The organism is Micromonospora sp. CNZ309, from assembly GCF_002846525.1.
In genome coordinates, this window is the sequence record NZ_PJNG01000001.1 from 5,137,967 (window position 1) to 5,162,334 (window position 24,368).

The following is a 24,368-nucleotide window of genomic DNA, read 5'->3' on the forward strand; positions in this document are numbered from 1 at the left end:
CGGAGTGACCGGCCCCTCCCGATCCGACAGAGGCGAGGCTTCCCTTACCGCGCAGCCTGTGGTTAGGCTAGCCTTACCAGTGACGGGCGTACCGCCCGGCGACGGCGATGACGGGGCGGGTGAGTCCAGTGACAGCGGTGCTGCCGGAGCGGGATGTGGCCGCCGCGCCGCTGGCGCCGGTAACCGCCACGATGCGCGCGATGTTCGGCACCGACGACGTGCCCGGTCTCGCGCCCGGCCTGCTGGTGCACGACGAGTTCGGCTGGCAGCCGGCCACCGCCCTGGTCGGCGGCGCTCTCCTGCCCGAATTCCTGCGTTCGGCCGCCTCGCGCTGGGGTGGCACCCCGCACGCGTGCGCCGCGCTGGCCTGGAAGTCGTACAGCTACTGGACGGCGCTGCCCGTGGTGCTGGGCTGGGCCTCGGCCCGCCGGGTTCCGCTGCTGGACCCGGCCGACGTGCTGATCCACTTCGAGGACCATCGGCCGCTGCTCACCATGGGCCTGCGCCACTCGACCACGGTCGCGGTCCTGCCGGGCGACCCGCTGGCGCTCGCCGGGCTGCCCGAGGTGCGCGTCGTCTCCGACGAGGCGGAACTGCTCCGGGCGCTCCGGGCCTCGCTGCTCGACGCCCACCTGGCCCCCATGGTGGCCGCGATCCAGGCCGAGGTCCGCATCGGCGCGCGCACCCTGCTCGGGTCGGTGGCCTCGGGCATCGCCCACGGCATCCTCCGGGCCGCCGACGCCCTGCCCGGCTCGTCGGTCGAGACGATCGAGACGCTGCTCGGCGCGCTCGATCTCGCCGACCTGGTGGAACTGGTCCCGGGCCCGAACGGCGAGCCGACCGTGCAGCGGCGCACCTGCTGCCTCGCGTTCACCCTCCCCAAGCCCAAGATCTGCCAGGGCTGCTGCGTCCGCCAGGCCTGACGACCGGCCGTCCGGCACGCCGCCGCTCCCCACGCCCCGATCCCGCCGGCGTCAGTCCGTGAGCGGGCGCACGTCCCAGAGCCAGACCCCTCCGGTGTACGTGGGATGGACGCCGGTCAGCTCGGTCATGCCCCGGCGCAGCGCGTCGGCCTGCCGGTGCGGCCCGAGCACGACCGCGCCCGCCCGCCAGTACCGCAGGTCACCGACCGCGTCGACCCGCGCCTGCGGAGTGATCGGCGGCACCGCGCCGGTTCGCCGGATCTCGCCGAAGAACTCGCTGGTGGGGCGGGGCGGCGCGGAGAACAGGGCCACCCGGTCGCGGCCGGGGCGGGTGTCCGGGCCGAGGAAGTAGCCGCGGGCGATGGGCATGTCCAGCCCGGTCCGCGCCGACCAGCGCAGCGGATCGGCGTAGTGGGTGTCGGGCAGCGGCAGGGTCACGATGCTCCGCCCGCCCTCCGCGTACGGCCGCCAGGCGCCCGAGGTGACGAAGTCGGGTACGGGCTCCAGCCGGGTGGTGGGCAGCGGGGTCGGCAGGATCGGCAGCAGGGCCATGGCCAGGACCGTGGCGGTGGCGAACCGGATCTGCGGGCGCGCCCGCGGGTGCCGGGCGGCCAGGGCGCGTACGCGCTCCGCCCCGTACGCGAGCAGCACCCCGACGATCGGGGTGATCGCCAGCGCCCACCGGGTCGGCACCACCGAGTGCAGGACGGGCAGGTTCTCCAGCGCCGCCCACGGGCCGGGTACCCCGGTTCCCCTGCCGCCCAGCTGCACCTCCCGCCCGAGGGAGAGCAAGCCGAAGAGGAGCGCGAGGGCGGCGAGGCCGCGTACCACGACGTTGTCGCGCAGCCACCAGAACAGGGCGACGACGAGCACCACCAGCGGCCAGCCGAAGAAGGCGTTCTCCTCGGTGGGGTTCTTGGCCAACCCCTGCGCGCTGCGGGCGTCGCCGGCCAGGGACTCCCGCGAGTACGCCACGAACGACGCGAGGTCCGTCGAGTAGCCCCGGATCAGCCGGGACAGCCCGTTGTAGGCCCCTGGGCCGAAGAACTGGACGTACAGCGGGTACGCGAGCACCACCAGCGCCACGGCGGCGGCCACCCCCAGCCCCGCGAGGAACGGCCGGGCCCGGCGGCGCAACCCGGGTCGGCCGAGGGCGAGCGCCCCGACGACCACGCCCAGCCCGATGGCGGTCATCAGCAGCACCTCGAGGTTGAGGAAGGCCTGCCACACGATGACGAGCGCGAGCAGCAGCCCGTTGCGCAACCAGCGCCCCGGCTCGGCGAGCCGCAGGGTGCGCCAGACGATCAGGGGCACCACGTACTGCGAGACGATGTTGGGGTGCGCGTTGGCGTGCGAGACCATCGCGGGCGCGTACGCGCAGAAGGCGGCGCCGAGCCAGGCCGGCCCCCGGCTGCCGACGACCACCCGGGACAGCAGGAAGTACCAGGCCGTGGCCGTGGCGATCATGCCCAGCGTGAGGAAGAGCAGAAACGACGCGCGGGTGCCGAGCAGGAGCGTGACGGGCGTCATTGGCAGAGATACGGATAATACGGACGTATTTGCCATGAGATTCACGCTCTCCGGCACGTTCATCCGGTCGGAGGTGAATGGATCAACAAAATCGGTCAGCACCCGCGCGCCGTGCGCCATCATCCACTCGAACTGCGACTGGTCCGTGCGGTTGTCCCGGATGCCGTGCGACGGGCGCAGCCAGAGCCGCGCGGTCACCCAGAAGCCCAGCGCCACGAAGCTCGCCACGGCGGCGACGTCGGTCCACCACCCCTGCCAGGCCCGTACGCCCCGGTCGGGCCCGTCCGCCGACGCCCCGGCCCCCGACCCGCCGGCGGGGAGGCCCGATTCAGGAGTAGTCATGACGATTCGTAGAGTAGTCAGGCTATGGCGCCGCCGTGACATGTTTCGGGGTACTGGCGTACTATGTGCCGGGTTCGCCGACCGCCGATCACGTGCCAACCCCGACCGCATTTCGGCCACCACCGGTGCCCCGATTTTTATCCCGCCAGCGCGGATGATTCACTCTGTCGGTCCAGGCGCGGGTCGAGTTCATATCGTGAGGAATCGACGCATGGCAGAAATCACTGGGGATCAGCGCGTGCAGTCCGAGGTCCTGGAGGGCCTCGCGACGGCGGTCAACCACCGCCGCTGGTTCGTCGAGTTGGCCCTGCCGTACCTCGGTGACGACCCGATCGAGATCGGCAGCGGGCTCGGCGACTACGCGCTGGAGTGGGCGGAGCGGCTGCCCCGGTTCACCGCCACCGAGGCCGACCCGGACCGGCTCGTCTCGCTGAAGGAGCGGCTGGCCGACCAGCCCCACATCGAGGTCCGGCAGATGCTGCTGCCGCACCCCGACCGGGGCGACTACAGCGCCGCGGTGTCGTACAACGTGCTGGAGCACATCGAGGACCACGTGGGCGCGCTGCGCAGCATGCGCGACCTGGTCCGGCCCGGCGGCAACGTCATCATCATCGTGCCGGCGTTCCAGTTCGCGATGAGCCCGGCGGACGTCGCCACCGGCCACGTACGCCGCTACACGAAGAAGACCTTGGCCGCCGCGATGACCGACGCCGGCCTGACGGTGGAGAAGATCCACTACGCGAACGCGCTCGGCCTGATCGGCTACTTCATGGCGACCAAGGTCTTCCGGCTGATGCCGAAGGAGGGCCCGATGGTCAAGGTCTACGACACCCTGGTGCTCCCCGTCACCAAGGCGGCCGAGCAGCGCCTCCTGCCCCCGTTCGGGCAGTCCGTCTTCGCCGTGGCCCGCGTACCCTCCTGACCGTCTCCCACCCCGGCCCGGGTCAGTCCTTGACCTGGAAGGTCGGGCGGATCACGGCCCGCGCCAGGGTGTGGAAGGCCAGGTTGAAGCCGACGTAGGCGGGGGTCGCGTCGGGGGTGACGTCGAGGCGCTCCACGTCCAGGGCGTGCACCGCGAAGACGTAGCGGTGCGGTCGGTCGCCGGCCGGCGGGGCGGCACCGCCGTAGCCCTGCTCGCCGTAGTCGTTGCGGACCGTGAAGGCGCCGCCGAGGTCGTCCCCGGCCGCGCCGCGCGGCAGCCGGGTCACGCCGGCCGGCAGGTTGACCAGCACCCAGTGCCAGAACCCGCTGCCCGTCGGCGCGTCCGGGTCGAAGCACGTCACCACGAACCCCTTGGTCTCGGCCGGGAAGCCGGACCAGGTGAGCTGCGGCGAGACGTTGTCGCCGCCGACGCTGCCGTGGGCGTACGCGGCGTCCATCGGCTCGCCGTTCTGCACGTCGTCACTGGTCAGGGTGAACGACGGGACGGTCGGCAGCAGCTCGTACGGGTCCGGGGCGATCGGTCGTTCCAGGGTCATCGGGGCGGTCCTTCCGGTGAGCGGTTGTCTCTCCGCCACCTTCTTACCCCCTCGGCGCCCGCGATCGAACCGGAAGCGCCGAGCGTCCCGTCCCGACCCTCGTCGCTCGGGCGCGTAGTCTCGCCCGGTGATCGAGATGCCGCTGACCGCTCGGCAATGGCGTCGCCGGGCGACGGTTGCCGCCGCCATCGCCTTCGCGGTGGCCTGCGTGGGCTGGCCGGTCCGACAGGCGGTGACGAGGGCGATCGAGGCCGGCGGGGGCGAGAAGACGCCCGCCGCGGCGGCCGAGGCGTACCTGCTGGCGGTCTTCCAACCGGACGACAACCCCGACATCAACCGGTGCCTGTGCGGCGACAATCGGGACGAGCTGTTCCGGCAGGCTCGCGACCTGCGCAAACAGGTCGAGTCGCAGGTCACCTTCGGCGTGCGGGTCGAGGCCACCAACTGGCAGACCGACGCGGACGGCACGGTCTCCGCGATGGTGGACCTCCGGTTCACGGAGGTCGCCCCCTCGGGAAACGTCACCTTCACCGGCGCCACCCACCGGTGGCGCTTCGAGACGACGGAGGAGGGAGGCATCGGCGGCGGCTGGAAGGTCTGTCGCGTCGACGCGCCGCCGTTGTGCGGCACCTACCTCCGCTGCTGACGACACCCGCACACGTACGCGGCGAGCCGAGCGAGCAGGCCGAGACCTCTACAAGAGGGCGGAGGGTGTGGGATTCGAACCCACGAAGACATCGCTGCCTTACCGGTTTTCAAGACCAGCGCCATCGGCCACTAGGCGAACCCTCCCGGGTCGCGCCGCCCCGCAGGGGTACGCGACCGTGCCTAGTCTGCCACGGACCCGCTGCGGGCGAGCGGGCACCGCACCCGCCCTGGGATGATCCACGGCGTGTGGGAGAGCCCGTCGGTGGTGCTGATCAGCGGGATCATGGCCGCCGGAAAGTCCACTGTGGCCGAGGCGCTGGCCCGGCGGCTGCCCCGCGCGGTGCACCTGCGCGGTGACGTGTTCCGGCGGATGGTGGTCAGCGGGCGGGAGGAGATGACCGCCGAGCCGTCGGCGGAGGCGTGGCGACAGTTGCGGCTGCGCTACGACCTCGCCGCGGCGGCGGCGGACCGGTACGCCGCCGCCGGCTTCACCGTGGTGCTCCAGGACGTGATCCTCGGCGCGGAGCTGCCGGCGATGGTCGACCGCGTCCGGCACCGGCCGCTGGCGGTCGTGGTGCTCGCGCCGAGCCCCGAGGTCGTCGCCGCCCGCGAGGACGCGCGGGAGAAGAAGGGGTACGGGGACTGGCCGGTCGCCGACCTGGACGCGGAGTTCCGGGCGCAGACGCCCCGGATCGGGCTCTGGCTGGACAGCTCGGCGCTGACCCCGGCGCGGACGGTGGACGAAATCCTGGCCCGGGCGTGGACCGACGGACGGGTGGGGTAGACACGGAACATGCGCGCGATGACGATCCCGGAGCCCGGCGGACCCGACGCACTGGTCTGGAGCGAGGTGCCCGATCCCGATCCCGGGCCGGGCGAGGTGATCGTCGACGTGCGGGCCAGCGCGGTGAACCGGGCCGACCTGCTGCAACGGCAGGGGCACTATCCGCCGCCGCCGGGCGCGCCCGCGTACCCCGGGCTGGAGTGCTCCGGGGTGATCAGCGCGATCGGCCCCGACGTGGCCGGCTGGGAGGTGGGCCGGGAGGTCTGCGCGCTGCTGGCCGGCGGCGGCTACGCGGAGCGGGTGGCGGTGCCGGCCGGGCAGCTCCTGCCGGTGCCGGCCGGCGTCGACCTGGTCGACGCGGCGGCGCTGCCCGAGGTCGCCTGCACGGTCTGGTCGAACGTGGTGCGGGTGGCCGGGCTCGGCAAGGGCGAGACGCTGCTGCTGCACGGCGGCGGCAGCGGGATCGGCACCTTCGCGATCCAGCTCGCGGTCGCGCTCGGCGCCACCGTCGCGGTCACCGCGCGGGCGGCCAAGCACGAGCGGCTGCGGGAACTGGGCGCGGCGCACACGATCGACTACCGCGAGCAGGACTTCGTCGAGGAGGTCCGGCGGGTCACCGGCGGTCGGGGCGCGGACGTCATCCTCGACATCATGGGCGCCGCCTACCTGCCCCGGAACGTGGCGGCGCTGGCCACGGGCGGCCGGCTGGTGGTGATCGGCATGCAGGGCGGCCGCAAGGGCGAGCTGGACCTCGGGGCGCTGCTGGCCAAGCGGGGCACGATCACCGCCACCGCGCTGCGTTCCCGGCCGCTGGACGAGAAGGCTGAGATCGTCCGCGGCGTCCGCGAGGAGGTCTGGCCGCTGGTCGAGTCGGGCGCGGTCCGACCGGTCGTGGACCGCCGGGTGCCGATGACCGAGGCGGCGCGGGCGCACCGGCTGGTCGAGTCGAACGACCACGTCGGCAAGGTGCTGCTGACGACCGGCTGAGGCTCAGGGTGCCGGGTCCCCGGTCGTACGGGGGAGCACGAGGCGGGCGCCGGGGCCCTCGCCGGCGAGCGAGTCGCCGGGGTTGTTGAGCGTGCAGCGTTGCAGGGACAGGCAGCCGCAGCCGATGCAGCCGTCGAGGTCGTCGCGGAGCTTCGTCATGAGCCGGATCTTCTCGTTCAGGCGCTCCCGCCAGGTCGCGGAGAGCCGCGCCCAGTCCTCCGCCGTCGGGACCCGCGACGCGGGCAGGGAGTCCAGCGCCTCCCGGATCTCCTCCAGCGAGATGCCGACCTGCTGGGAGATCCGGACGAACGCCACCCGGCGCAGCTCGGTACGGGCGTAGCGGCGCTGGTTGCCACCCGTCCGCTCCGCCCGGATCAGCCCGAGCCGCTCGTAGTAGCGCAACGCCGAGGGCGCCACGCCGCTGCGGATGGAGAGCTGGCCGATGGTCAGAGACTCGTGCATCACGTTCGCCTTGAGTTGAAGTGGACTTCAACTTGCAGGCTAACGGCATGACCACGACCACCGCCAGCGCGGGCCCGGCCCGGACCGCCGCGCCGCCCCGCGACCCCGTACCCGCGCCACCCCGTCATCCGGGCGCCCCGCCGTTGCCGGGACCCGTCGCGCCGCTGTACGAGCGGATCCGCGCGGGTCGCGAGTTCGGCGCGAACGTCCGCTCGACCGTCGACGTGCTCTGGGTGCTCTACGACCGCATCCTGCGGGTCACCCCGGAGACCGTCGACGACCCCGGCCGGGACCGGTTCCTGCTCTCCAAGGGGCACGCCGTCGCCGGCTACTACGCCGTGCTCGCCGCGAAGGGATTCGTCCCCGCCGACTGGCTCGACGACCAGGGCGGGCCCGACAGCCGGCTCGGCGACCACCCCGACCGGGTGCTGGTGCCCGGCGTGGAGATCGGCTCCGGCTCCCTGGGCCACGGGCTCGGGCTCGGCGTGGGCACCGCGCTCGGGCTGCGCGCCCAGGGCCTGCTCGCGCCCCGGGTCCACGTGCTGCTCGGCGACGCGGAACTGGACGAGGGCTCCAACCACGAGGCCATCGCGTACGCGGGGGCGGCCGGGCTGGGCAGCCTGACCGCGATCGTGGTCGACAACGGCTCCGCCACGCACGGCTGGCCGGGCGGCGCGGCGGCGCGGTTCACCGTCAACGGCTGGACCGCCGCCACCGTCGACGGGCACGACCAGGACGCCCTGCACACCGCCCTCACCGGGCACGACAACCACCGGCCGCACGTCGTCGTCGCGGTCGTCGACCAGGGGGAGTGACCGTGCGGGAGCGATTCGTCGAGACGACCACCGCGCTGCTGGCGGAGGATCCGCGTACGGCGCTGGTGCTGGCGGACATCTCCGCCGACGCGTTCGCCCCGGCCGCGTACCGGCACCCGGACCGGGTGCTCAACGTCGGGATCCGGGAGCAACTGCTGCTGGGCGTGACCGGCGGGCTCGCCCTGACCGGGCTGCGGCCGATCGCGCACAGCTACGCGCCGTTCCTGATCGAGCGGGCGTACGAGCAGATCAAGCTCGACCTGGACCACCAGGGCGTGGGCGCGGTGCTGGTCAGCATCGGCGCGTCGTACGACCGGGCGGAGTCGGGGCGTACCCACCTGTCCCCGGCCGACGTCTCGCTGATCGACACCCTGCACGGCTGGACCGTGCACGTTCCCGGGCACCCCGACGAGGTGCCGGCGCTGCTGCGGGACGCGGTGGCCGGCGACGGCTCGGCGTACCTGCGGCTGTCCACGCTGCGCAACGCCCGCCCGTACGGTGGCGACGGCGCGCTGCGGGTGCTCCGGGACGCGGGGCCGGGCGCGCCGCTGCTGGTCGCGGTCGGGCCGGTGCTGGACGCGGCGCTGGCGGCGGTCGGCGACCTGGGCGTGACGGTGGCCTACACCCACCGGCCGCGACCCTTCGACACGGCGGGGCTGCGGGCCCTGGCCGGCGACGCGGTGGTCCTGGTGGAGCCCTACCTGGCCGGTACGTCGGCCCGGGTGGTGTCGGCGGCCCTGGCCGATCGGCCGCACCGGCTGCTGGCGCTCGGCGTGGGGCGGGAGGAGTTGCGCCGCTACGGCTCGGCCGAGGACCACACCCGCTGGCACGGGCTGGACGCCGCCGGGCTGCGCCGCTCGGTCGCCGGGTTCCTGGACGCGGCGCCGGTGCCGGCCGGCCGCTAGGTCACGCCGGGCGCCACGGGCACGAGGGGCCCGGGGGGGCGGCGGTCGGGGCGGCTGGGGGTCAGCGGGTCGGGGCGCCGAGGGGGCGGCGGCGGGTGCGCTCGCGGCCGAGAATCCAGAGCGCCTCGACGCCGTCCTTCCAGGTGATCTTCTTGCCCTCTTCGCGGCCCCGCGCCCGGTAGCTGATCGGGACCTCGTAGGGGCGGATGCGCTGGCGCAGCAGCTTGCCGGTGACCTCGGCCTCCATGCCGAAGCCGCGCGAGCGGACGTCGAGCGAGCGGTAGAGCGCCACCGGCATCAGCTTGAAGCAGGTCTCCAGGTCGCCGATGTAGGAGTTGAACAGGACGTTCGCCGCCATCGTGACGCCCTTGTTGCCCATCACGTACCAGAAGCTGTAGGCGCTGTGGCTGCCGAAGGTGCGGTTGCCGTAGACCACCGTGGCCCGCCCGTCGAGCACCGGGTCGAGCAGCTTGGGGATGTCCAGCGGGTCGTACTCCAGGTCGGCGTCGAGAATGACCATGTAGTCGCCCTCGGCGTTGTCGACCGCCGTCTTGATGGCCGCGCCCTTGCCGGCGTTACGCTGGTGCGTGATGACCCGCAGACGCGCGTCGTCGGCCCGACCGAGGATCTCACCGGTGCCGTCCCGGCTGCCGTCGTCGACCACGACAAGCTCGATCTCACACGGGTAGTCGACCGCCAATGCCTGCTTGAGGGCATCCGCGATGCGTTCCTCCTCGTTGTAGACCGGCATGAGGATCGAGAGCTTCACGGGAATCTCCACGGTGGCGACGATATGTCGGCCCTAGCCTAGCCTGGCAGCCAGCGGGCCGGTGCTCAGCACTGCGGGCATTGGGCGCGGCAGCCCCAGGTTCATGGTGTTTACTGCCGCCATGTCGGCACTCGGCTACCCGCTCGCGCTGGCCCCTGTCGCCGCGATCGGACTCCTCGCCGTGGCGCTGCGCCCGGTCGCGCCCGCCACGGTCGCCCGGCGGCGCCTCGCGCTGGTCCGGGCGGCTCTGGTCACCGGCACGTTCGCGGTGCTCACGGTGGAACTGCTGGGCGCGCTGCGGCTGCTCACCCTGCCGGCGTTCGCCACCGCCTGGCTGGCCTTCCTCGCCGCCGCAGCCGTCGCCGCCGGCCGGCGGCGACGCCGCGACGCCGCGCACGACGGGCTCCGGGCCGCCGCACACCGCACGGTCGAGGTCGTCGCCGCGCGCGAGCCGGCGCTGGTCGGCGCGACGACGGGTCCGACCGCCGGCACCCCCGCACCCGCACCCGCACCGCCGCCGGCCGCCGACCCCGGCGTCGCCGCCCGCCCCGCCGGCTGGTCGACCCGGTTGGCCCACGCCTGGCGTACGGCGGGTCGGGGCGAGCGGCTGCTCGCCGGCACGGTCGGCGGGCTGCTGCTGGTCGAGCTGCTGATCGCCCTGCTGGCGGAGCCGAACAACTTCGACTCGCAGACCTACCACCTGCCCAAGGTGGAGCACTGGGTCGCCCGGGGCGGCCTGGACTTCTGGCCCACCGCCATCCACCGGCAGGTGACCATCCCGCCCGGCGCCGAGTACCTGCTGCTGCACCTGCGCCTGTTCACCGACGGGGACGCGCTGCACAACCTGGTGCAGTGGGCGGCGGGTGTCGGCGTACTGCTGGCGGCCACCCGGATCACCGCGCAGCTCGGCGGGGGACGGCGGGCCCAACTGCTCGCCGCGTTCGTGCTCGCCACCACCCCGATGGTCGCGCTCCAGGCCACCAGCACCCAGACGGACCTGGTCTGCGCCGCCTGGGTGGCCTGCGCGGCGACGGTGGCGCTGGACGGGCTGCGCCGCCGCGCCGGGGTCGGGGCGATGCTGGTGCTGGGGGCGGCCACCGGGCTGACCGCACTGACCAAGACCAGCGGCCTGGTCGCGGTCGGGCCGCTGCTGCTGCTCTGGGGGCTGGCCCAGCTCCGGCTGGCCCGTACCGGCACGGAACCGGACGGCGCGGGGCCGCGCGGCCCGGTCGCCGGCACCGTCGACCCGGCCCGTGCCGGCGGCTCGGGGTCGCGGCAGGTGCGCCGTACGGTCGCCGGATCGGCGCTGATCCTGCTGGTCGCGGTGGTGGTGGTCGGGCCGTTCCTGGCGCGGGTGACGGCCGAGTTCGGGCATCCGCTCGGGCCGCCCCGGCTGCGCGAGTCCATCCCGATGGAGCGGCACGACCCGCCGTCGCTCGTGGTCAACGCGCTGCGGATCGCGCACACGGCGTTCGACACCCCGCTCGCGCCGCTGCGCCGGGCGGGCGCCGAGGCGATCGTCGGCGGCGCGGAGCTGATCGGGGTGGACCCGCAGGACCGGGCCACCACGTTCGGGCGGGAGCGGTTCCCGGTGCCGTCCTGGTATCCCGACGAGGACCGGGTGGCCTTCCCGCTGGCCGGGGCGCTGGCGGCGATCGGGGCGGCGTACGCGCTGGCCCGGCCCGGCCGGATCAGTCCGACGCGGGCGGGGTCGCTGCGCGCGTACGCGGTGGTCGTGGTGGCGGCCGCACTGCTGCACACCGCCATGATCAAGTGGCAGCCGTGGGGCAACCGGCTGCTGCTCTACGCGCTGACGCTGGCCGTACCGCTGGCGGGCCTCTGGCTGGACGCGCTGTTCCGGCGCCGGGCCGCCGGCGCGGGAGGACGGCGGTCGGTGGCGGCCGGGCTCGCGGTGAGCGTGCTGGCCACCTGCGCGCTGGCCGGGGTGCTGGCGGTGTCGTACGGCTTCCCGCGCCGGCTGGTCGGGGCGGGCTCGGTCTTCACGACCTCGGAATGGGACACCCGGTTCCTGCGCCGTCCCCAGTGGGCGGAGGAGTTCCGCTGGGCCGCCGACGCGGTACGCGCGACGGACGCCCGCCGGATCGGCCTGGTGCAGCAGAACGACAACTGGGAGTACCCCTGGTGGCTGCTGCTGCGCGACGCGGACGGCCGCCCGCCGCAGCTGGTGGCGCTCCAGTCGGTGCTGCCCGGGCGCCCGCCGGCCAACCCGGCCTCGGTCGACGCCATCGTCTGTACGGGCAGCCGGCCGGCCTGCACGGCGCTGGTGCCGGCGGGCTGGCGCGTGCAGTTCCGGGGCTACGTCGGCTACGCCCTCCCGCCCGGACGCTGAGCCACCGCCTCGACGCCGACCGGCTGCCCGCCGCGCCGACCCCTTGACGGCGCCGACCCGCCGGAAGGGCCCGCGCCCGCCCCTCCGGCGATCCGGGTGCCGCACGGTTTGCCCCTATCGCCAGGTTCTGCACCCTGCGCGCAACGATTCCGAGACGCATTCACATACCTCGGAGCCGACGCTACCTTCTGGTAACTCGATCGACGTCCCGCGATCGAGCCGAAAGGAGTGCGTCGATGCTTGGTTCCCCTGCCAGGCGCGAACGCGCGACCCGACGACGGGTGTCCACCGTCGTCGCCGCCGCCGCTCTCGTCCTGCCGATGCTCGCCGCAACGGCCTCCCCCGCCACCGCGGCCGACCGTCCCGCCATCCAGCCACTCGCCGCCAACCTGGAGGCGATCCGCGCCGCCGAGGCCACCGCGCTCTACGGCGCGCCCGCCGTCCGCCCCATCGAGCAGCGCCGCACCGCGCTGATCACCATGGGCGACAGCGAGATCTCCGGCGAAGGGGTCGGCAACTACGTCCCCGGCACCCACCAGCCCGGCAACTGGTGCGACCGCTCGTACGACCAGGCGGTCTTCCGCACCGGGCTCACCGCCGACGAGAAGTACAACATCGCCTGCTCCGGGGCGACCCCGTGGAACCTCATCCGGGGCGGGCCGACCCAGCACAACGAGCTGAACCAGGGCGACCACCTCGCCATCAAGGCCCGCAACACGCACATCAAGCTGATCTGGGTGGTGGTCGGCGCCAACGGCGACGGCACGATCCAGTTCGGCCCGGTCGCCACCGACTGCGCCGTCCGCCGGGTCTTCTTCCAGGGGCCCTGCTACCCCACCTATACCGACCAGTGGACCGTCCGCACCGACGGCAGCCGCCGGGCGGTCGAGGACGCGCTCACCGACATCCGGCGGACCATGACCGGCGCCGGCTACCTACAGTCCGACTACGAGCTGGTGCTCATGTCGTACCCGAGCCCCGGCAGCCCGGACGTGGAGGACAACCCGAACTTCCCCGGCTGGTACTCCGGCGGCTGCCTGCTCTACCTGGCCGACGCCGCGTTCGCCCGGAACAAGGCGGTGCCGCTGTTCGAGTCGGCGCTGCGGGCGGCGGCGACCAACACGGGGACCCGCTACCTGGACGCCAGCCGGCTCTTCCACGGCCACGAGGTGTGCACCGACAGCACCTCCGTACGCGGCCTGTTCATCGAGATCGGCGTCTGGGACGAGAACGCGGCCCGGCAGTCGTTCCACCCGAACAAGCGCGGGCACGGCATGTTCGCCCAGTGCATCACCCAGTTCGTCGACTCGGGGCGGCAGCGGGCGACCTGCGTGGACCCGGCCAGCACCGGCAACGGCGTGCTCTACGACGGGCTCTTCGAGTTCAAGCAGCTGCGCAACGCCGCCACCGGCACCTGCGTCGACGGCAAGGGCTACGACTCGCGCAACGGCACCGCCCAGCAGTCGTACGGCTGCCACGGCGGGCGCAACCAGGGCTTCTGGTACGACCCGACCCGTCAGTCGCTGCACTCGGAGCTCTCCCACGACCGCTGCCTGGACGTCGCGGGCGGATCGTTGAGCGCCGGCACGGCGGTGAACATCTACGACTGCCACGGTGGGGCCAACCAGAAGTTCGTGCTGGCCGGCAACCAGATCAGGACGGCCGGCAACGGCAACCTCTGCCTGGCGTTCGACAACCCGCTGCTGGGCACCCCCCGGCTGCGCCTGGCCGCCTGCTCCACCAGCACCCGCCAGCAGTGGTCCTTCGAGTCGCGCAACTTCGCCAACCCGGTGGGCTACGGGCACGACGACTTCATCGGCTCCCGCGTCTACTGAGTTCGACCGACGCCGAGCGGTGCCGCCCTTCCCGGGGCGGCACCGCTCGCGCCGTCCGGGGTGGCCCGCCGACACCGACGGGCCACCCCACCTACCTCTGCCGGGCCGGTACGACGATCAGGCGGGCGACCCCGCCGTCGCCCGCCTTGGCGCCGGCCACGCCGACCGTCGTACCGACCTTCACGTCGGCGGACCGGATCGTCGTGCGGCGCTCCACGACGCGCAGCTCGTCGCCGAAGGTCCAGGTCATCGTGAAGCCGTCGGCGGACTTCACGGTCATCGAGTCGCCGTCGACGGCGGTCACCTCGCCCCGCTGCACGACGACCGTCTTCGTCCCACCGTCCTTCGTACGCACCACGGCCTCGCCGTGCAGGGTGTTCCGCCGCAGCTGCACCCGGGCCTGCCGGCGCTCGCGCCGCTCCTCCGCGCGTTCCCGACGCTGTTCCCCGGCGGGGCCCGGCGACGCCTGCGGCGAGGCGGGGGCCGCCAGCGGTTCGACGTCCAGGTCGCCGGCGTCGAAGCCCATCGCGGCCAGCGCCTGGCCCTCCGCGCCGAACGCGGCGACGACCTCGACGGCGGTCTCCCGGGCCGGCTGACCGGCCACCTCGGCGGAGCCGCATCCGCCGACGCCGAGCGCGACCGCCGCGAGCAGCGTGGTGGTGGCGATTGACCAACGTGCCATGAGTCTCCCTCTCGTCCGTGGGACCCCAGCCTCCCGCCGCACCGCGAGCGACAGGTCAGACCGATGTTCGGGTCAGGTAAGGATCCGGGGGCAGCCGGACGGTGAACGCGGCGCCGCCCTCCGGCGCGTGCCCGGCCGCGACCTCCCCGCCGAGGCGGCGGACCAGGCCGGCGGCGAGCGCCAGCCCCAGCCCGCTGCCGACCTTGCGCACGCCCCGGTAGCGCTGGTGCAGGGCGCCGCGCTCGAACGCCACCGCCAGGTCGTCGTCGGTGAGGCCCGGTCCGCCGTCGCGGACCTCGACGACGCCGCCCGCCGCCGGGTCCGCGCCGGCCGGCCGGACCGCGAGCACGACCGGCGCCCCCGGCGGTACGACCCGCAGCGCGTTCTCCAGCAGCCCGTCCACCACCTGCCGGATCCGGCCCGGATCGGTGTACGCCGGCACGGCGCCGTCGGGAGCCTCCACGCGGAACGGCACCCCGACCGCCGCGCACCGGTCGGCCCAGGTCCGGCCCGCGTCGGCCGCCAGCCGGGCGAGGTCCACGGGGACCGGTTCGAGCGGGAAGTCGGCGGCCTCCAACCGGGCCAACGCCAGCAGGTCGCTGACCAGCCGGTCCAGGTGCTGCGCCTCGGCGAGCACGGTACGACCGGCACCGGCCGCGTCCGCCGGCCCGATCACCCCGTCGGCCAGTGCCTCGGCGTAGCCCCGGATCGCGGTCAACGGGGTGCGCAGCTCGTGCGAGATGGAGAGCAGGAACTCCCGCTGCCGGCCCTCGCTCGTGGCCAGCGCGGCGGCCAGCCCGTTCAGCGCGTACGCCAGGTCGGCCACCTCGTCGGGCGGCTCCACCGGTACGCGTACCGCCCGGTCCCCGGCGCGCAGCCGGGCGGCGGCGTCGGCGGCCCGCCGGATCGGTCGGGCCAGCCTGCGGGCGAGCAGCAGCCCGGCGGCCACCCCGGCGGCGAGCCCGGCCAGCAGCGGCAGCCACAGGCTGGGCACCACCTGCCGCCACGGCGCGGTCGGCCGGGCCCGGGTCAGCACCAGCCCGTCGCCGCCGGGCAGGGCACGTCCCTCGATGAGGGTGCGCCGCCCGTCGAGCGGCCGGCGGGTCGACACGTTGCGCCCCTCGGCGACCCGCCGCACCACCCGCGGCGGCAGTCCGGGGCGTTCGGCCACCCCGCCCCGGATCAGGTACGCGTCGACGCCCTGGGCGTCCAACTGCCGGATGAGCCGCTCCTCGTCGGCGGTCCGGCCGGTCTCCAGCCGGGGGCGCAGCACCTCGGCCGCGAGCCGCGCCTGCGCGGCCAGCGCCTCCTGGTCGCGCCGCTCCACGCCGCGTACCGCCAGGGGCACCGCGACGATCGCGGTGACCAGCACGGAGACCAGGGCGACCGCGCAGGTGACGAGCACCGCGCGGGAGGTCAGCGTCCGGCCGGGACGGTGTCGCGGCGGTGACGACGCGGCGCTCGGCTCAGCCATCGGCGGCGTACCCGACGCCCCGGTGGGTGCGGATCACGCCGGCCCCGCCCAGCTTCGACCGGACCTGTGCGACGTGCACGTCGACGGTCCGGGTGCCGGCGTGCGCCGCGTACCCCCACACCCCGGCGAGCAGTTCCTCCCGGGTGAAGACCCGGCCCGGTCGGGCCATCAGGTACGCCAGCAGGTCGAACTCGGTGGAGGTGAGCTGGACCGGGGTGCCCTCGACGGTCACCGTCCGGCGGGTCGGGTCGAGAGCCACCGCGCCGACGACCCGGGGCAGGCCCGTCCCCTCGGGCGCCCCGGCGGTGCGCCGCAGCACCGCCCGCACCCGGGCGACCAGTTCGCGGGGGCTGAACGGCTTGGTGACGTAGTCGTCCGCCCCCAGCTCCAGCCCGACGACGCGGTCCACCTCGTCGTCGCGGGCGGTGAGGAAGATGACCGGCGTCCAGTCGCCGGCCTCGCGCAGGCGGCGGCAGATCTCGGTGCCGGTCAGGGTGGGCAGCGCGATGTCGAGGACGCAGGCGACCGGGCGCAGGCGGCGGGCGGCGGCCAGCCCGGCCGCCCCGTCCCGTTCGAGGTGTACGCCGAATCCGTCCCGACTCAGGTAGAGCCGGACCAGGTCGGCGATGGCCGGCTCGTCCTCCACCACGAGGACGAGCCCGCGAGGCGGGGCGTCGGCGGTCACCGGCCCATGATTGCCGACGCGGCGGCGCCGCAGGGGCGGCGGATGTTCGGGTTCGGTAAGAAGGCGCTCAGCGCACCACGGCGGGGCGGAAGGTCGCGGGCCGCGCGACGGGCGGCGCCTCGCCGATGGTGGCGACGAGCCGCTCCCGGGGCGTACGCAGCCGGGTCCGGAAGGCGTGGTTGAGCAGCGCGTCGAGCTGCCACACCTGCTTCGGGTGGCGGGTACGGATGAGGAACCGCTCGCGGATGCCGTCGATGGCGGTGGCGGCCAGCTCGACCGAGTGCAGACGCGGGTCGGGGCTCCAGGTGACGTTGCTGAGTTCCCGCAGGTCCGTGTTGAGGTGCAGGCGCAGCCGGTGCAGCACGCGGGTCTGCTGGGTGACGACCAGCCGCCGGTGGGTCAACAGGAGGAGGTACTCGCCGGCCATCGGGCGCTCGGGCCGGGCGCAGCGGGTGACGAGGATGGTGGCGTCGCCGGAACCGACGCAGCGTCGGAAGACCGGCATGTGCCGGGTGACGGTCTGCACCGCCAGCCCGGCCTCGGAGGCGGCCGGGAGGAACGTTCGGGAGAAGACGTCCATGCCCTGCCCAACGAGGCGCGACCTGGGGTGACGTGGGTCACGCCGGATTTTTGGAAGTTCCACGGGCGCGCGTCGCACCGCCTGTCCGCCTCCGCGCCCCGGCCACCGGAGCCCGGTCGGGGCGGCTCAGATTGGGTCCGGGGCGAACAGCTCCTGCAACCAGCCGGGCACCGCGGCGGCGTACTCGGCGCGGGTCGGGTCGGCGCCCCGGAGGGCGCGGCGCCAGGAGAGCGCCCGGCTGACCCGGGTCACGCGGACGGCCAGGCGGGCCGCCTCGCGCAGCGTCGCCCGGTCGTGCCCGTCGGACCACGGCTCCAGGTAGGCGTCGCGCAGCCGCGCCAGCGCCGGGTCGCCCTCGGGCAGCCCGAACGCGTCCGCGACCGAGTTCAGCGTCACCAGCAGCGTGCCGAACGGGTGGGCCACCGACGCGTCGCCCCAGTCGAAGAAGCGGTACCCGTCGCCGGCGACGAAGACGTTGCCGTCGTGCAGGTCGTCGTGCTGGACGGTCGGCGCGACGCCGGAGCCGGCCAGCCGCCGGCAGTCCTCGGCGAAGGCGGAGCGGTGGGCGCGCAGCCGCCCGTACGCCTCGGCGGAGAGCCCGTCCTCCGCGCCGAGCAGCAGCGACTCCTCGTCGTCGAGCAGCGCCCCGAACAGCTCCGGCAGCGCCTCCGGCCGGTGGTCGGGCACGCCGAGGGCGAGCAGTTCGCCGGCTGCGGGCACGACCGCGCGCTGGAGATCGGCGTACGCCGGCAGGACCCGCTCCCAGCGGGTCAGCAGGCCGCGGTCGCCGCCCAGCGCCTCGCGCAGCGTCGGACCGCCGTCGGGCAGCAGGGACCAGCCTCGCCCGGCGTCCACGGCGACCGGGTCGAGTACCCGGCCGGGGACGAGCCGGGCCAGCGCGCCCAGCAGCGCGGCCTCGTGCCGGGTGCCGGGGTTGTTCGCCTTGAACCAGACGTCCCCGGCGTCGGTGGGCACCCGCCAGACCAGCGACCAGGGCCGGACCCGGGGCTCCACCGGCCCGGCCACCCGGCGGCCGTGCCGGCCGAGGTGCTCGCCGACCCAGTCGAGGGCGGTGTCCCGCCAGAGCGGGTCGGCCCAGTCGGCGTACGGCGTGGCGGCCCGGTCTGCGGGTGGCGTGGCGGCGTCGGTCACGCCGGGAACCTAACCGCAACCCGCCGCACCGGACCACGCGTTTTCCGTCGTCCACGGCGGCACGCCGACCAGCGGCGAACCGGCCTGGTGGGGGGCCGACCGGCCAGAGCTGTTCGCTACTTTCTGCTCGTTGGACGTGACTGAATGCGTTTGATCTCGACGGCCGTGTAGTTCGCTCGCCGATACCTCACGGGTATTTTTATGCCAGAGAGGTATCACAGTTCGGGCGGCAGTGGTTCGTCAGGCTTCCGCGGCCTTCCGCCTGCCGGGCCTCACCAGTTCGACACAGGCCCTAAAGCAGTTCGACGATGGTCGCGTTGGCCATGCCGCCGCCCTCGCACATCGTCTGGAGGCCGTAGCGGATGTCGTTGTCGCGCATGTGGGCGAGCATGGTGGTCATGATCCGGGCCCCGGAGCCGCCGAGCGGGTGCCCCAGGGCGATGGCGCCGCCGCGCGGGTTGAGCCGCTCCGGGTCCGCCTCGGTCTCCGCCAGCCAGGCCAGCGGCACCGGGGCGAACGCCTCGTTCACCTCGTACACCCCGATCTCCTCGATGCCCAGCCCCGCGCGGCGCAGCGCCTTCGCGGTGGCCGGGATCGGCGCGGTGAGCATGGTGACGGGATCGTCGGCGGCGACGACGGCGGTGTGTACGCGCGCCAGCGGTCGCAGGCCGTGCCGGCTGGCCCACTCGCTGGTGGTGACGGCGAGCGCCGCCGCCCCGTCGGAGATCTGCGACGCGGAGCCGGCGGTGACGACGCCGTCGGCGCGGAACGGGGTGGCCAGCTCGCCGAGCTTCGCCAGCGAGGTGTCCCGCCGGATGCCCTCGTCGGCGGCGAACTTGCCGCCGTCGGCCAGGGCGACCGGGGCGATCTCGGCGTCGAAGGCGCCCGCGTCCTGCGCGGCGGCGGCCTTCTCGTGGCTGGCGAGGGCGAACTCGTCGAGCTGCGCGCGGGAGAAGCGCCAGCGCTCGGCGATCAGCTCCGCCCCGACGCCCTGGTTGAACGGCAGCGGCGCGTCGTCGGCGAAGCCCTCGACGCCCCGGTAGCGGTCACGGAGCTGGTCGCTGAACGGCGACCCGCCCGCCACGCTGGAGCCCATCGCGACCCGGGTCATCGACTCGACGCCACCGGCGACGACCAGGTCGGCCTGGCCGGAGAGGACGGTGGCGGCGGCGAAGTGCAGGGCCTGCTGGCTGGAGCCGCACTGCCGGTCGAGCGTGGTGCCGGGCACCGACTCGGGCCAGCCGGCGGCGAGCACGCCGTTGCGGGCCACGTTCCACGACTGGTCGCCGACCTGGGAGACGCAGCCCCAGACCACGTCGTCGACCAGGGTCGGGTCGATGCCGGTGCGCTCGGCGAGGGCGCGCAGCACGTGCGCCGAGAGGTCGACCGGGTGCACGGCGGCCAGGCTGCCCTTGCGCCGCCCCACCGGGGTGCGTACCGCGCCGACGATGACTGCGTCACTCATGACTACTCCCCGGTAACTTGGGCTGGCCCCGATCCTACGTCGTCGGCGGGCCGGGCGTCCTCCCCCGGTCCCCTGGCATGCTGAACGGATGTCCGCAGACCCGTCCCCGAGCCGGCAGTGGCGGGTGCCGGCCGCCCTGCCGGCGCTCAAGCTGACCGGCGCGGTCGCGCTGCTCGCGCTGGCACTGCTCCTCGACGGCAGCGACCGGATCCGGTTGGCGCTGGCCGTCCTCACGGCCGCCGGGCTCGCCGGCTGGGCGGCGCGCGACCTTCTCGTGCCGGTCCGGCTCGCGGTGGACCCGGCGGGGATCACGGTCGTCCAGGGCTTCGCGGGGCGCCGGCGGCTGGCCTGGTCGAGCATCGAGAAGGTGACCGTGGACCGCCGCGCGAGGCGGGGCCTGACCAGCGAGCTGTTGGAGATCGACGCGGGCGAGTCGCTGCACCTCTTCGGCCGCCACGATCTCGGCGCGGACCCCGCCGACGTCGCCGAGGCCCTGCACGAGGCCCGCCCGCACTGAGCGGCAGGTCGCGGCGGTGGCCCCGGTTGGCCCGCGCTCGAAGGCGGGGACCGGGCCGGAAATCAGCCGCCGACGATGGCCGCGGTGCGGACCAGGGCCAGGCCGATCAGCGCCACCACGACCACCGCGCCGCCCGCGAGCTGCACCAGCGACCGCCGCGACCGCGGGGCGTACGCGAACACGAACGCCAGCAGCGCGCCGATCACCAGTCCGCCCAGGTGCCCGGGGATCGAGATGCCCGGCACGGTGAACGTGAAGACCAGGTTGATCACCAGGATGGGCAGCACCTGGGAGATGTCCCGGCCCATCTTCCGTTCGATGACCACCAGCGCGGCGAACAGGCCGAAGATCGACGTGGAGGCGCCGGCGGTGAGCTGGTTCTCCGCGCTGAACAGGTAGGCGGCGACGTTGCCGCCCAGCCCGGCGACCAGGTAGAGCGCCAGGAAGCGCAGCGGCCCGAGGCTGGCCTCCAGCGACCGGCCGAGCACCCACAGTGCCCACATGTTCAGCAGCAGGTGGACCACGCCGTAGTGCAGGAACATCGCGGTGACCAGGCGGTACCACTCGCCCTCGGCGATGCCGCCGACCGTGCCGTCGGGGAAGATCGCGCCGCCGAGCACGGAGCCCCAGTCGGTCAGCGGGGTGCTGCCGCCCATCAGGCCGCCGAAGCCGGAGCCGCCGACCGCCGCGTCCCCGCCCCGGTCGGAGGCGATGGAGAGCAGCATCATCAGCACGTTGAGCGCGATCAGCGCCTTGGTGACGTAGCCGTGTCGGCCGGCGGCACCGCCACCGAAGGCGGTACGCGCCGGCCGCACGCTACGACGTCCCTCCGCCACGCACTCCGGGCACTGGAACCCGACCGACGCCTCCCGCATGCAGTCCGGACAGATCGGCCGGTCGCAGCGGGTGCACCGCACGTACGTCTCGCGGCCCGGGTGCCGGTAGCAGACCGGGGTCGTGGGTGGGGACTCGCTCACCGTGCGCGCCCGCCGTCGCGGATCGCGCGACCCACCAACCGGTCCCGGCCCTCGGAGCGCTCAGTCATGTCGGCAAAGGTACCTCGCGGACCGCTCAGGCAGCGGACCGCTCGATCTCGACCCGCTCGATGACGACGTCCTGCAACGGCCGGTCGTTCGGGCCGGTCGGGGTGTTGGCGATCGCGTCGACGATCTTCGCGGACTGCTCGTCGGCCACCTTCCCGAAGATGGTGTGCCGGTTGTTCAGGTGCGGCGTCGGCGACACGGTGATGAAGAACTGCGAGCCGTTGGTGCCCGGCCCGGCGTTCGCCATCGCCAGCAGGTACGGCTGGTCGAAGCGCAGCTCCGGGTGAAACTCGTCACCGAACTTGTAGCCCGGGCCACCGCGACCGGTGCCGGTCGGGTCGCCCATCTGGATCATGAAGCCGCTGATCACCCGGTGCGAGATGGTGCCGTCGTAGTACGGCCCGCTGCCCGGCTGACCCGTACGCGGGTCGGTGTATTCGCGGGTGCCCTCCGCCAGGTCGACGAAGTTCTTGACGGTCTTCGGGGCGTGGTTCTGGAAGAGCTCCAGCCGGATCGGGCCAGCGTTGGTGTGCAAGGTGGCGTAGACAGCCTCGGCCACGGGTACTCCTCAGTCGTTGGTCAGTTCCATGCGGATCCTCCCATGTGCCCGATCTGGCAGTGCGGAGGCATCCGAAGGTGGAGGATGACGAAGGAACAACTCCCAGGAGGTGGGACCGTGTTTGGAATCGGGCGGCGTAAGACCCAGGGGCAGCTGGCCAAGGTGGAGCTGAACCAGGGCCTCGGTCACCTGAGGCAGGCCGCGACGTACGCCGCGAAGGGTGCCGGCGCCACCGTCGCCCCGCGGGTCCAGGCGGCCCGGGGCGCGGTCGCGCCGACGGCCGTCATCGTGCGCGACCGCGCGTCCAGCGGCCTCGCGTCCACGGTCGCCGCGCTCGCGCCGCTGGCCCTGGCCGTCCGCAAGGCGCAGGCCGAGGCGGCGGGCAAGGCGGTCACCGGACGGAAGGCCCTGGCAGCCAAGCAGGTCGCGGCCGGCAGGAAGGTCAAGGCGAAGAACATGAAGGCGTCCCGGAAGAAGAACTCCCGGCGCGGCGGGTCCATGATGACCGGCCTGCTCGCGGCCGGCGCGGTGGCCGGTGTCGCCGCCGTGGCGATGCGGCGGCGTCGGGAGCAGCAGGAGTGGGCCGAGTACGACCCGACCCGCAAGCTGGAGCCGATGCGCGACGAGGTGGAGACCATGGAGATCCGCACCCCGGTGACCGACGCGTCGACGATGTCGAGCGGCTCGGGCGTGGCCGGTGGCCCGACCGGCGCCGGCAGCTCGGCGGTGGCCGGCGGCGACAGCGCCTCCACCACCACCCCCGGCAAGCAGCCGACGGTGCACGCGACGGACAAGGTCCCGTCGGTGGCCGAGGGCGCGAAGGACACCTCGGGTCGTCCCGCGGACGACCTGACCGAGGCTCTCGGGAAGGGCGGCGCGCGGACCAACGGCCGCCGCTGACATCCCCTGTCGGTCCCGGAAAGCGCCGGCGAAGCGGCTCCCCGCCGCCCCGCCGGCGCTTCCGCGTCCGACGACGGAAGCCGCGGGGGTGAGGCGGCGGCGCCGGGTGCGGCGGGGGCTGCGCGTCCGGCTCGGGCCGTCAGAGCCAGCCGTTGCGGCGGAACCAGCGGTACAGCGCCAGCGAGATCGCGAGCATCAGGGCGAGGACGACGGGATAGCCGTACGTCATCTTCAGCTCCGGCATCACCTCGAAGTTCATCCCGTAGATGCCGGCGATGGCGGTCCAGACGGCGGCGATGGCGGCCCACGCCGCGATCTTGCGCATGTCGTTGTTCTGGTCGACCGTGACCTGGGCCAGCCGCGCCTGGAGGATCGAGTTGAGCAGGTCGTCGTACGAGTTGACCTGCTCGACGGTGCGGCTGAGGTGGTCCTGCACGTCGCGGAAGTAGCGGCGGATCTCCTTCGGCACGTCGCGGTTCATCTGCGCGGTGAGGGTGAGCAGGGGTCGCTGCAACGGCATCACGGCCCGCTTGAACTCCACCAGTTCCCGCTTCATCTGGTAGATCCGCTGGATCCGGCCGCTGGACTGGCGGTCGAACACGTCGGCCTCCAGGATGTCGAGGTCGTCCTCCAGCCGGTCGGCGACCTCGAGGTAGAGGTCCACCACCCGGTCGGTGACCGCGTACGCCACCGCCCACGGGCCGTGCAGCAGCAGGTCGCGCTTCGTCTCCAGGTCGGCCCGGACGGGAGCCAGCCGGCAGGCGTCCCCGTGTCGGACGCTGATCAGGAAGTTCGGGCCGATGAAGAGCATCACCTGGCCGGTCTCGACGACCTCCGAGTGCTCGGTCAGCTCGGCGTGCTCGCAGTAGCGGGCGGTGCGCAGCACCAGGAAGCTGACCTCGCCGAACTGCTCCAGCTTGGGGCGCTGCTGGGCCTTCACGGCGTCCTCGACGGCCAGCTCGTGCAGCCCGTACGTGGCGGCGATGGCGGTCATCTCGGCCAACTCGGGTTCGTGCAGGCCGAGCCAGACGAAGCCGTTCTCCGCACTGCGGGCAGCGGCGAGCGCCTCGGCGTACCGCCAGTCGCCGGGCTGCCGGCGGCCGTCCACGTAGAGCGCGCAGTCGACCACGGGGCTGCGCTGCGGGCCGGCCGGCGCGGAGGCCTGCTGCGGATGGTCTGGGTTGAGCCGGCGGGTCATCGCCCGCACGGGCGCCACCCAGTCGCGGGGCCTGAGCACCCGTCCGCCGTTGGGCGCGGTGGTCCGCCCCTGCTGCCCCCGGTCCGTCATCCCGCCCCCTCCCCACGCGCTGCCGAGGGTGAACAGTACGCCGCCGTCGATGATCACCGCCGGTGACGATCCCCGGGAGGGCGGCGCCGGGTGGGCCGGGTCGCTTCAGGGGGGTGAGGGGACGACCCGGCCCAGCCCGGCGCCCTTTGGGGGCGGGGGTTGTGCTGGTCGCGACACTCCCCGTGTCGCCGGTCG

24 protein-coding genes and 1 tRNA gene are annotated in these 24,368 nt (G+C 74.0%); 11 read left to right on the forward strand and 14 right to left on the reverse strand.

Features of this window, described 5'->3' with window-relative positions:
• Positions 1-107: 107 nt before the first annotated feature.
• On the forward strand, positions 108-923 hold the full coding sequence (locus CLT72_RS21635) for an IucA/IucC family C-terminal-domain containing protein (RefSeq protein ID WP_374208810.1): 816 nt from the start codon (positions 108-110) through the stop codon (positions 921-923).
• Between the two features lie 51 nt (positions 924-974).
• On the opposite strand, the gene CLT72_RS21640 is transcribed toward CLT72_RS21635, so the two are convergent.
• The gene (locus CLT72_RS21640) at positions 975-2,795 is read right to left on the reverse strand and encodes a DUF6311 domain-containing protein (RefSeq protein ID WP_199184619.1); all 1,821 of its coding nucleotides are present in this window, start codon (positions 2,793-2,795) and stop codon (positions 975-977) included.
• Positions 2,796-3,006: 211 nt separating this feature from the next.
• Between CLT72_RS21640 and CLT72_RS21645 the strand changes: the two genes are divergently transcribed.
• On the forward strand, positions 3,007-3,717 hold the full coding sequence (locus CLT72_RS21645; protein ID WP_101413337.1) for a class I SAM-dependent methyltransferase: 711 nt from the start codon (positions 3,007-3,009) through the stop codon (positions 3,715-3,717).
• Positions 3,718-3,739: 22 nt separating this feature from the next.
• Here the strand turns inward: CLT72_RS21645 and CLT72_RS21650 are convergent, their stop codons facing one another.
• Positions 3,740-4,273, reverse strand: coding sequence for a YbhB/YbcL family Raf kinase inhibitor-like protein (locus CLT72_RS21650; protein WP_101413338.1), 534 nt, complete (start codon positions 4,271-4,273; stop codon positions 3,740-3,742).
• Positions 4,274-4,400: 127 nt separating this feature from the next.
• Between CLT72_RS21650 and CLT72_RS21655 the strand changes: the two genes are divergently transcribed.
• Positions 4,401-4,919, forward strand: a complete 519-nt coding sequence (locus CLT72_RS21655) for a hypothetical protein (RefSeq protein WP_144082307.1) — start codon at positions 4,401-4,403, stop codon at positions 4,917-4,919.
• A 59-nt stretch (positions 4,920-4,978) separates the two neighbouring features.
• On the opposite strand, the gene CLT72_RS21660 is transcribed toward CLT72_RS21655, so the two are convergent.
• Positions 4,979-5,065, reverse strand: a tRNA-Ser gene (locus CLT72_RS21660).
• Positions 5,066-5,153: 88 nt separating this feature from the next.
• Here CLT72_RS21660 and CLT72_RS21665 point away from each other — a divergent pair.
• Together CLT72_RS21665 and CLT72_RS21670 are read left to right on the forward strand one after the other, a co-directional pair.
• Positions 5,154-5,705 (forward strand): AAA family ATPase, encoded by a 552-nt coding sequence (locus CLT72_RS21665; RefSeq protein ID WP_101413340.1) that lies wholly within the window; start codon positions 5,154-5,156, stop codon positions 5,703-5,705.
• Between the two features lie 9 nt (positions 5,706-5,714).
• The gene (locus tag CLT72_RS21670; RefSeq protein ID WP_101413341.1) at positions 5,715-6,692 is read left to right on the forward strand and encodes an NAD(P)H-quinone oxidoreductase; all 978 of its coding nucleotides are present in this window, start codon (positions 5,715-5,717) and stop codon (positions 6,690-6,692) included.
• Positions 6,693-6,695: 3 nt separating this feature from the next.
• Here the strand turns inward: CLT72_RS21670 and soxR are convergent, their stop codons facing one another.
• On the reverse strand, positions 6,696-7,154 hold the full coding sequence (gene soxR / locus CLT72_RS21675; protein WP_101413342.1) for a redox-sensitive transcriptional activator SoxR: 459 nt from the start codon (positions 7,152-7,154) through the stop codon (positions 6,696-6,698).
• A gap of 47 nt (positions 7,155-7,201) precedes the next feature.
• Here soxR and CLT72_RS21680 point away from each other — a divergent pair, with 47 nt between their 5' ends.
• Complete coding sequence (locus CLT72_RS21680) at positions 7,202-7,969, forward strand: transketolase (protein WP_101413343.1); 768 nt, start codon at positions 7,202-7,204, stop codon at positions 7,967-7,969.
• Positions 7,970-7,971: 2 nt separating this feature from the next.
• A complete protein-coding gene (locus CLT72_RS21685; protein WP_101415312.1) occupies positions 7,972-8,874 on the forward strand; it encodes a transketolase family protein in 903 nt (300 codons plus the stop codon).
• 61 nt (positions 8,875-8,935) lie between these two features.
• Here CLT72_RS21685 and CLT72_RS21690 read toward each other — a convergent pair whose 3' ends face one another.
• Positions 8,936-9,643 (reverse strand): glycosyltransferase family 2 protein, encoded by a 708-nt coding sequence (locus CLT72_RS21690; protein WP_089002909.1) that lies wholly within the window; start codon positions 9,641-9,643, stop codon positions 8,936-8,938.
• A gap of 121 nt (positions 9,644-9,764) precedes the next feature.
• Here CLT72_RS21690 and CLT72_RS21695 point away from each other — a divergent pair, with 121 nt between their 5' ends.
• Positions 9,765-11,993 (forward strand): glycosyltransferase family protein, encoded by a 2,229-nt coding sequence (locus tag CLT72_RS21695; RefSeq protein WP_101413344.1) that lies wholly within the window; start codon positions 9,765-9,767, stop codon positions 11,991-11,993.
• A 236-nt stretch (positions 11,994-12,229) separates the two neighbouring features.
• Positions 12,230-13,828, forward strand: coding sequence for a ricin-type beta-trefoil lectin domain protein (locus tag CLT72_RS21700; RefSeq protein ID WP_101413345.1), 1,599 nt, complete (start codon positions 12,230-12,232; stop codon positions 13,826-13,828).
• A gap of 91 nt (positions 13,829-13,919) precedes the next feature.
• Here the strand turns inward: CLT72_RS21700 and CLT72_RS21705 are convergent, their stop codons facing one another.
• From CLT72_RS21705 to CLT72_RS21730, 6 genes are all read right to left on the reverse strand, one after another.
• Entirely contained in the window at positions 13,920-14,510 is a 591-nt protein-coding gene (locus tag CLT72_RS21705; RefSeq protein WP_101413346.1) for a hypothetical protein, read from the reverse strand.
• A 55-nt stretch (positions 14,511-14,565) separates the two neighbouring features.
• Positions 14,566-15,984, reverse strand: coding sequence for a sensor histidine kinase (locus CLT72_RS21710; RefSeq protein ID WP_101413347.1), 1,419 nt, complete (start codon positions 15,982-15,984; stop codon positions 14,566-14,568).
• Positions 15,977-16,669, reverse strand: a complete 693-nt coding sequence (locus tag CLT72_RS21715) for a response regulator transcription factor (RefSeq protein ID WP_101413348.1) — start codon at positions 16,667-16,669, stop codon at positions 15,977-15,979. Before CLT72_RS21715 ends, CLT72_RS21710 begins: the two co-directional genes overlap by 8 nt.
• Positions 16,670-16,736: 67 nt before the next feature.
• Entirely contained in the window at positions 16,737-17,249 is a 513-nt protein-coding gene (locus CLT72_RS21720; RefSeq protein ID WP_089002903.1) for a hypothetical protein, read from the reverse strand.
• A 126-nt stretch (positions 17,250-17,375) separates the two neighbouring features.
• Entirely contained in the window at positions 17,376-18,401 is a 1,026-nt protein-coding gene (locus CLT72_RS21725; RefSeq protein WP_101413349.1) for an aminoglycoside phosphotransferase family protein, read from the reverse strand.
• Positions 18,402-18,693: 292 nt separating this feature from the next.
• Positions 18,694-19,866, reverse strand: coding sequence for an acetyl-CoA C-acyltransferase (locus CLT72_RS21730; protein ID WP_101413350.1), 1,173 nt, complete (start codon positions 19,864-19,866; stop codon positions 18,694-18,696).
• Between the two features lie 88 nt (positions 19,867-19,954).
• On the opposite strand from CLT72_RS21730, the gene CLT72_RS21735 reads away from it, so the two are divergent.
• Positions 19,955-20,383 (forward strand): PH domain-containing protein, encoded by a 429-nt coding sequence (locus CLT72_RS21735; protein WP_101413351.1) that lies wholly within the window; start codon positions 19,955-19,957, stop codon positions 20,381-20,383.
• Positions 20,384-20,445: 62 nt separating this feature from the next.
• On the opposite strand, the gene CLT72_RS21740 is transcribed toward CLT72_RS21735, so the two are convergent.
• Both CLT72_RS21740 and CLT72_RS21745 read right to left on the reverse strand, forming a co-directional pair.
• Positions 20,446-21,360 carry a rhomboid family intramembrane serine protease gene (locus CLT72_RS21740; RefSeq protein ID WP_101413352.1) on the reverse strand — a complete coding sequence of 305 codons (915 nt, stop codon included), beginning with the start codon at positions 21,358-21,360 and terminating at the stop codon, positions 20,446-20,448.
• A 94-nt stretch (positions 21,361-21,454) separates the two neighbouring features.
• Positions 21,455-21,985 (reverse strand): peptidylprolyl isomerase, encoded by a 531-nt coding sequence (locus CLT72_RS21745; RefSeq protein WP_101413353.1) that lies wholly within the window; start codon positions 21,983-21,985, stop codon positions 21,455-21,457.
• Between the two features lie 84 nt (positions 21,986-22,069).
• On the opposite strand from CLT72_RS21745, the gene CLT72_RS21750 reads away from it, so the two are divergent.
• Positions 22,070-22,885 carry a hypothetical protein gene (locus CLT72_RS21750; RefSeq protein ID WP_089002898.1) on the forward strand — a complete coding sequence of 272 codons (816 nt, stop codon included), beginning with the start codon at positions 22,070-22,072 and terminating at the stop codon, positions 22,883-22,885.
• 139 nt (positions 22,886-23,024) lie between these two features.
• Here CLT72_RS21750 and corA read toward each other — a convergent pair whose 3' ends face one another.
• Positions 23,025-24,173 (reverse strand): magnesium/cobalt transporter CorA, encoded by a 1,149-nt coding sequence (gene corA / locus CLT72_RS21755; RefSeq protein WP_101415313.1) that lies wholly within the window; start codon positions 24,171-24,173, stop codon positions 23,025-23,027.
• Positions 24,174-24,368 lie beyond the last annotated feature (195 nt).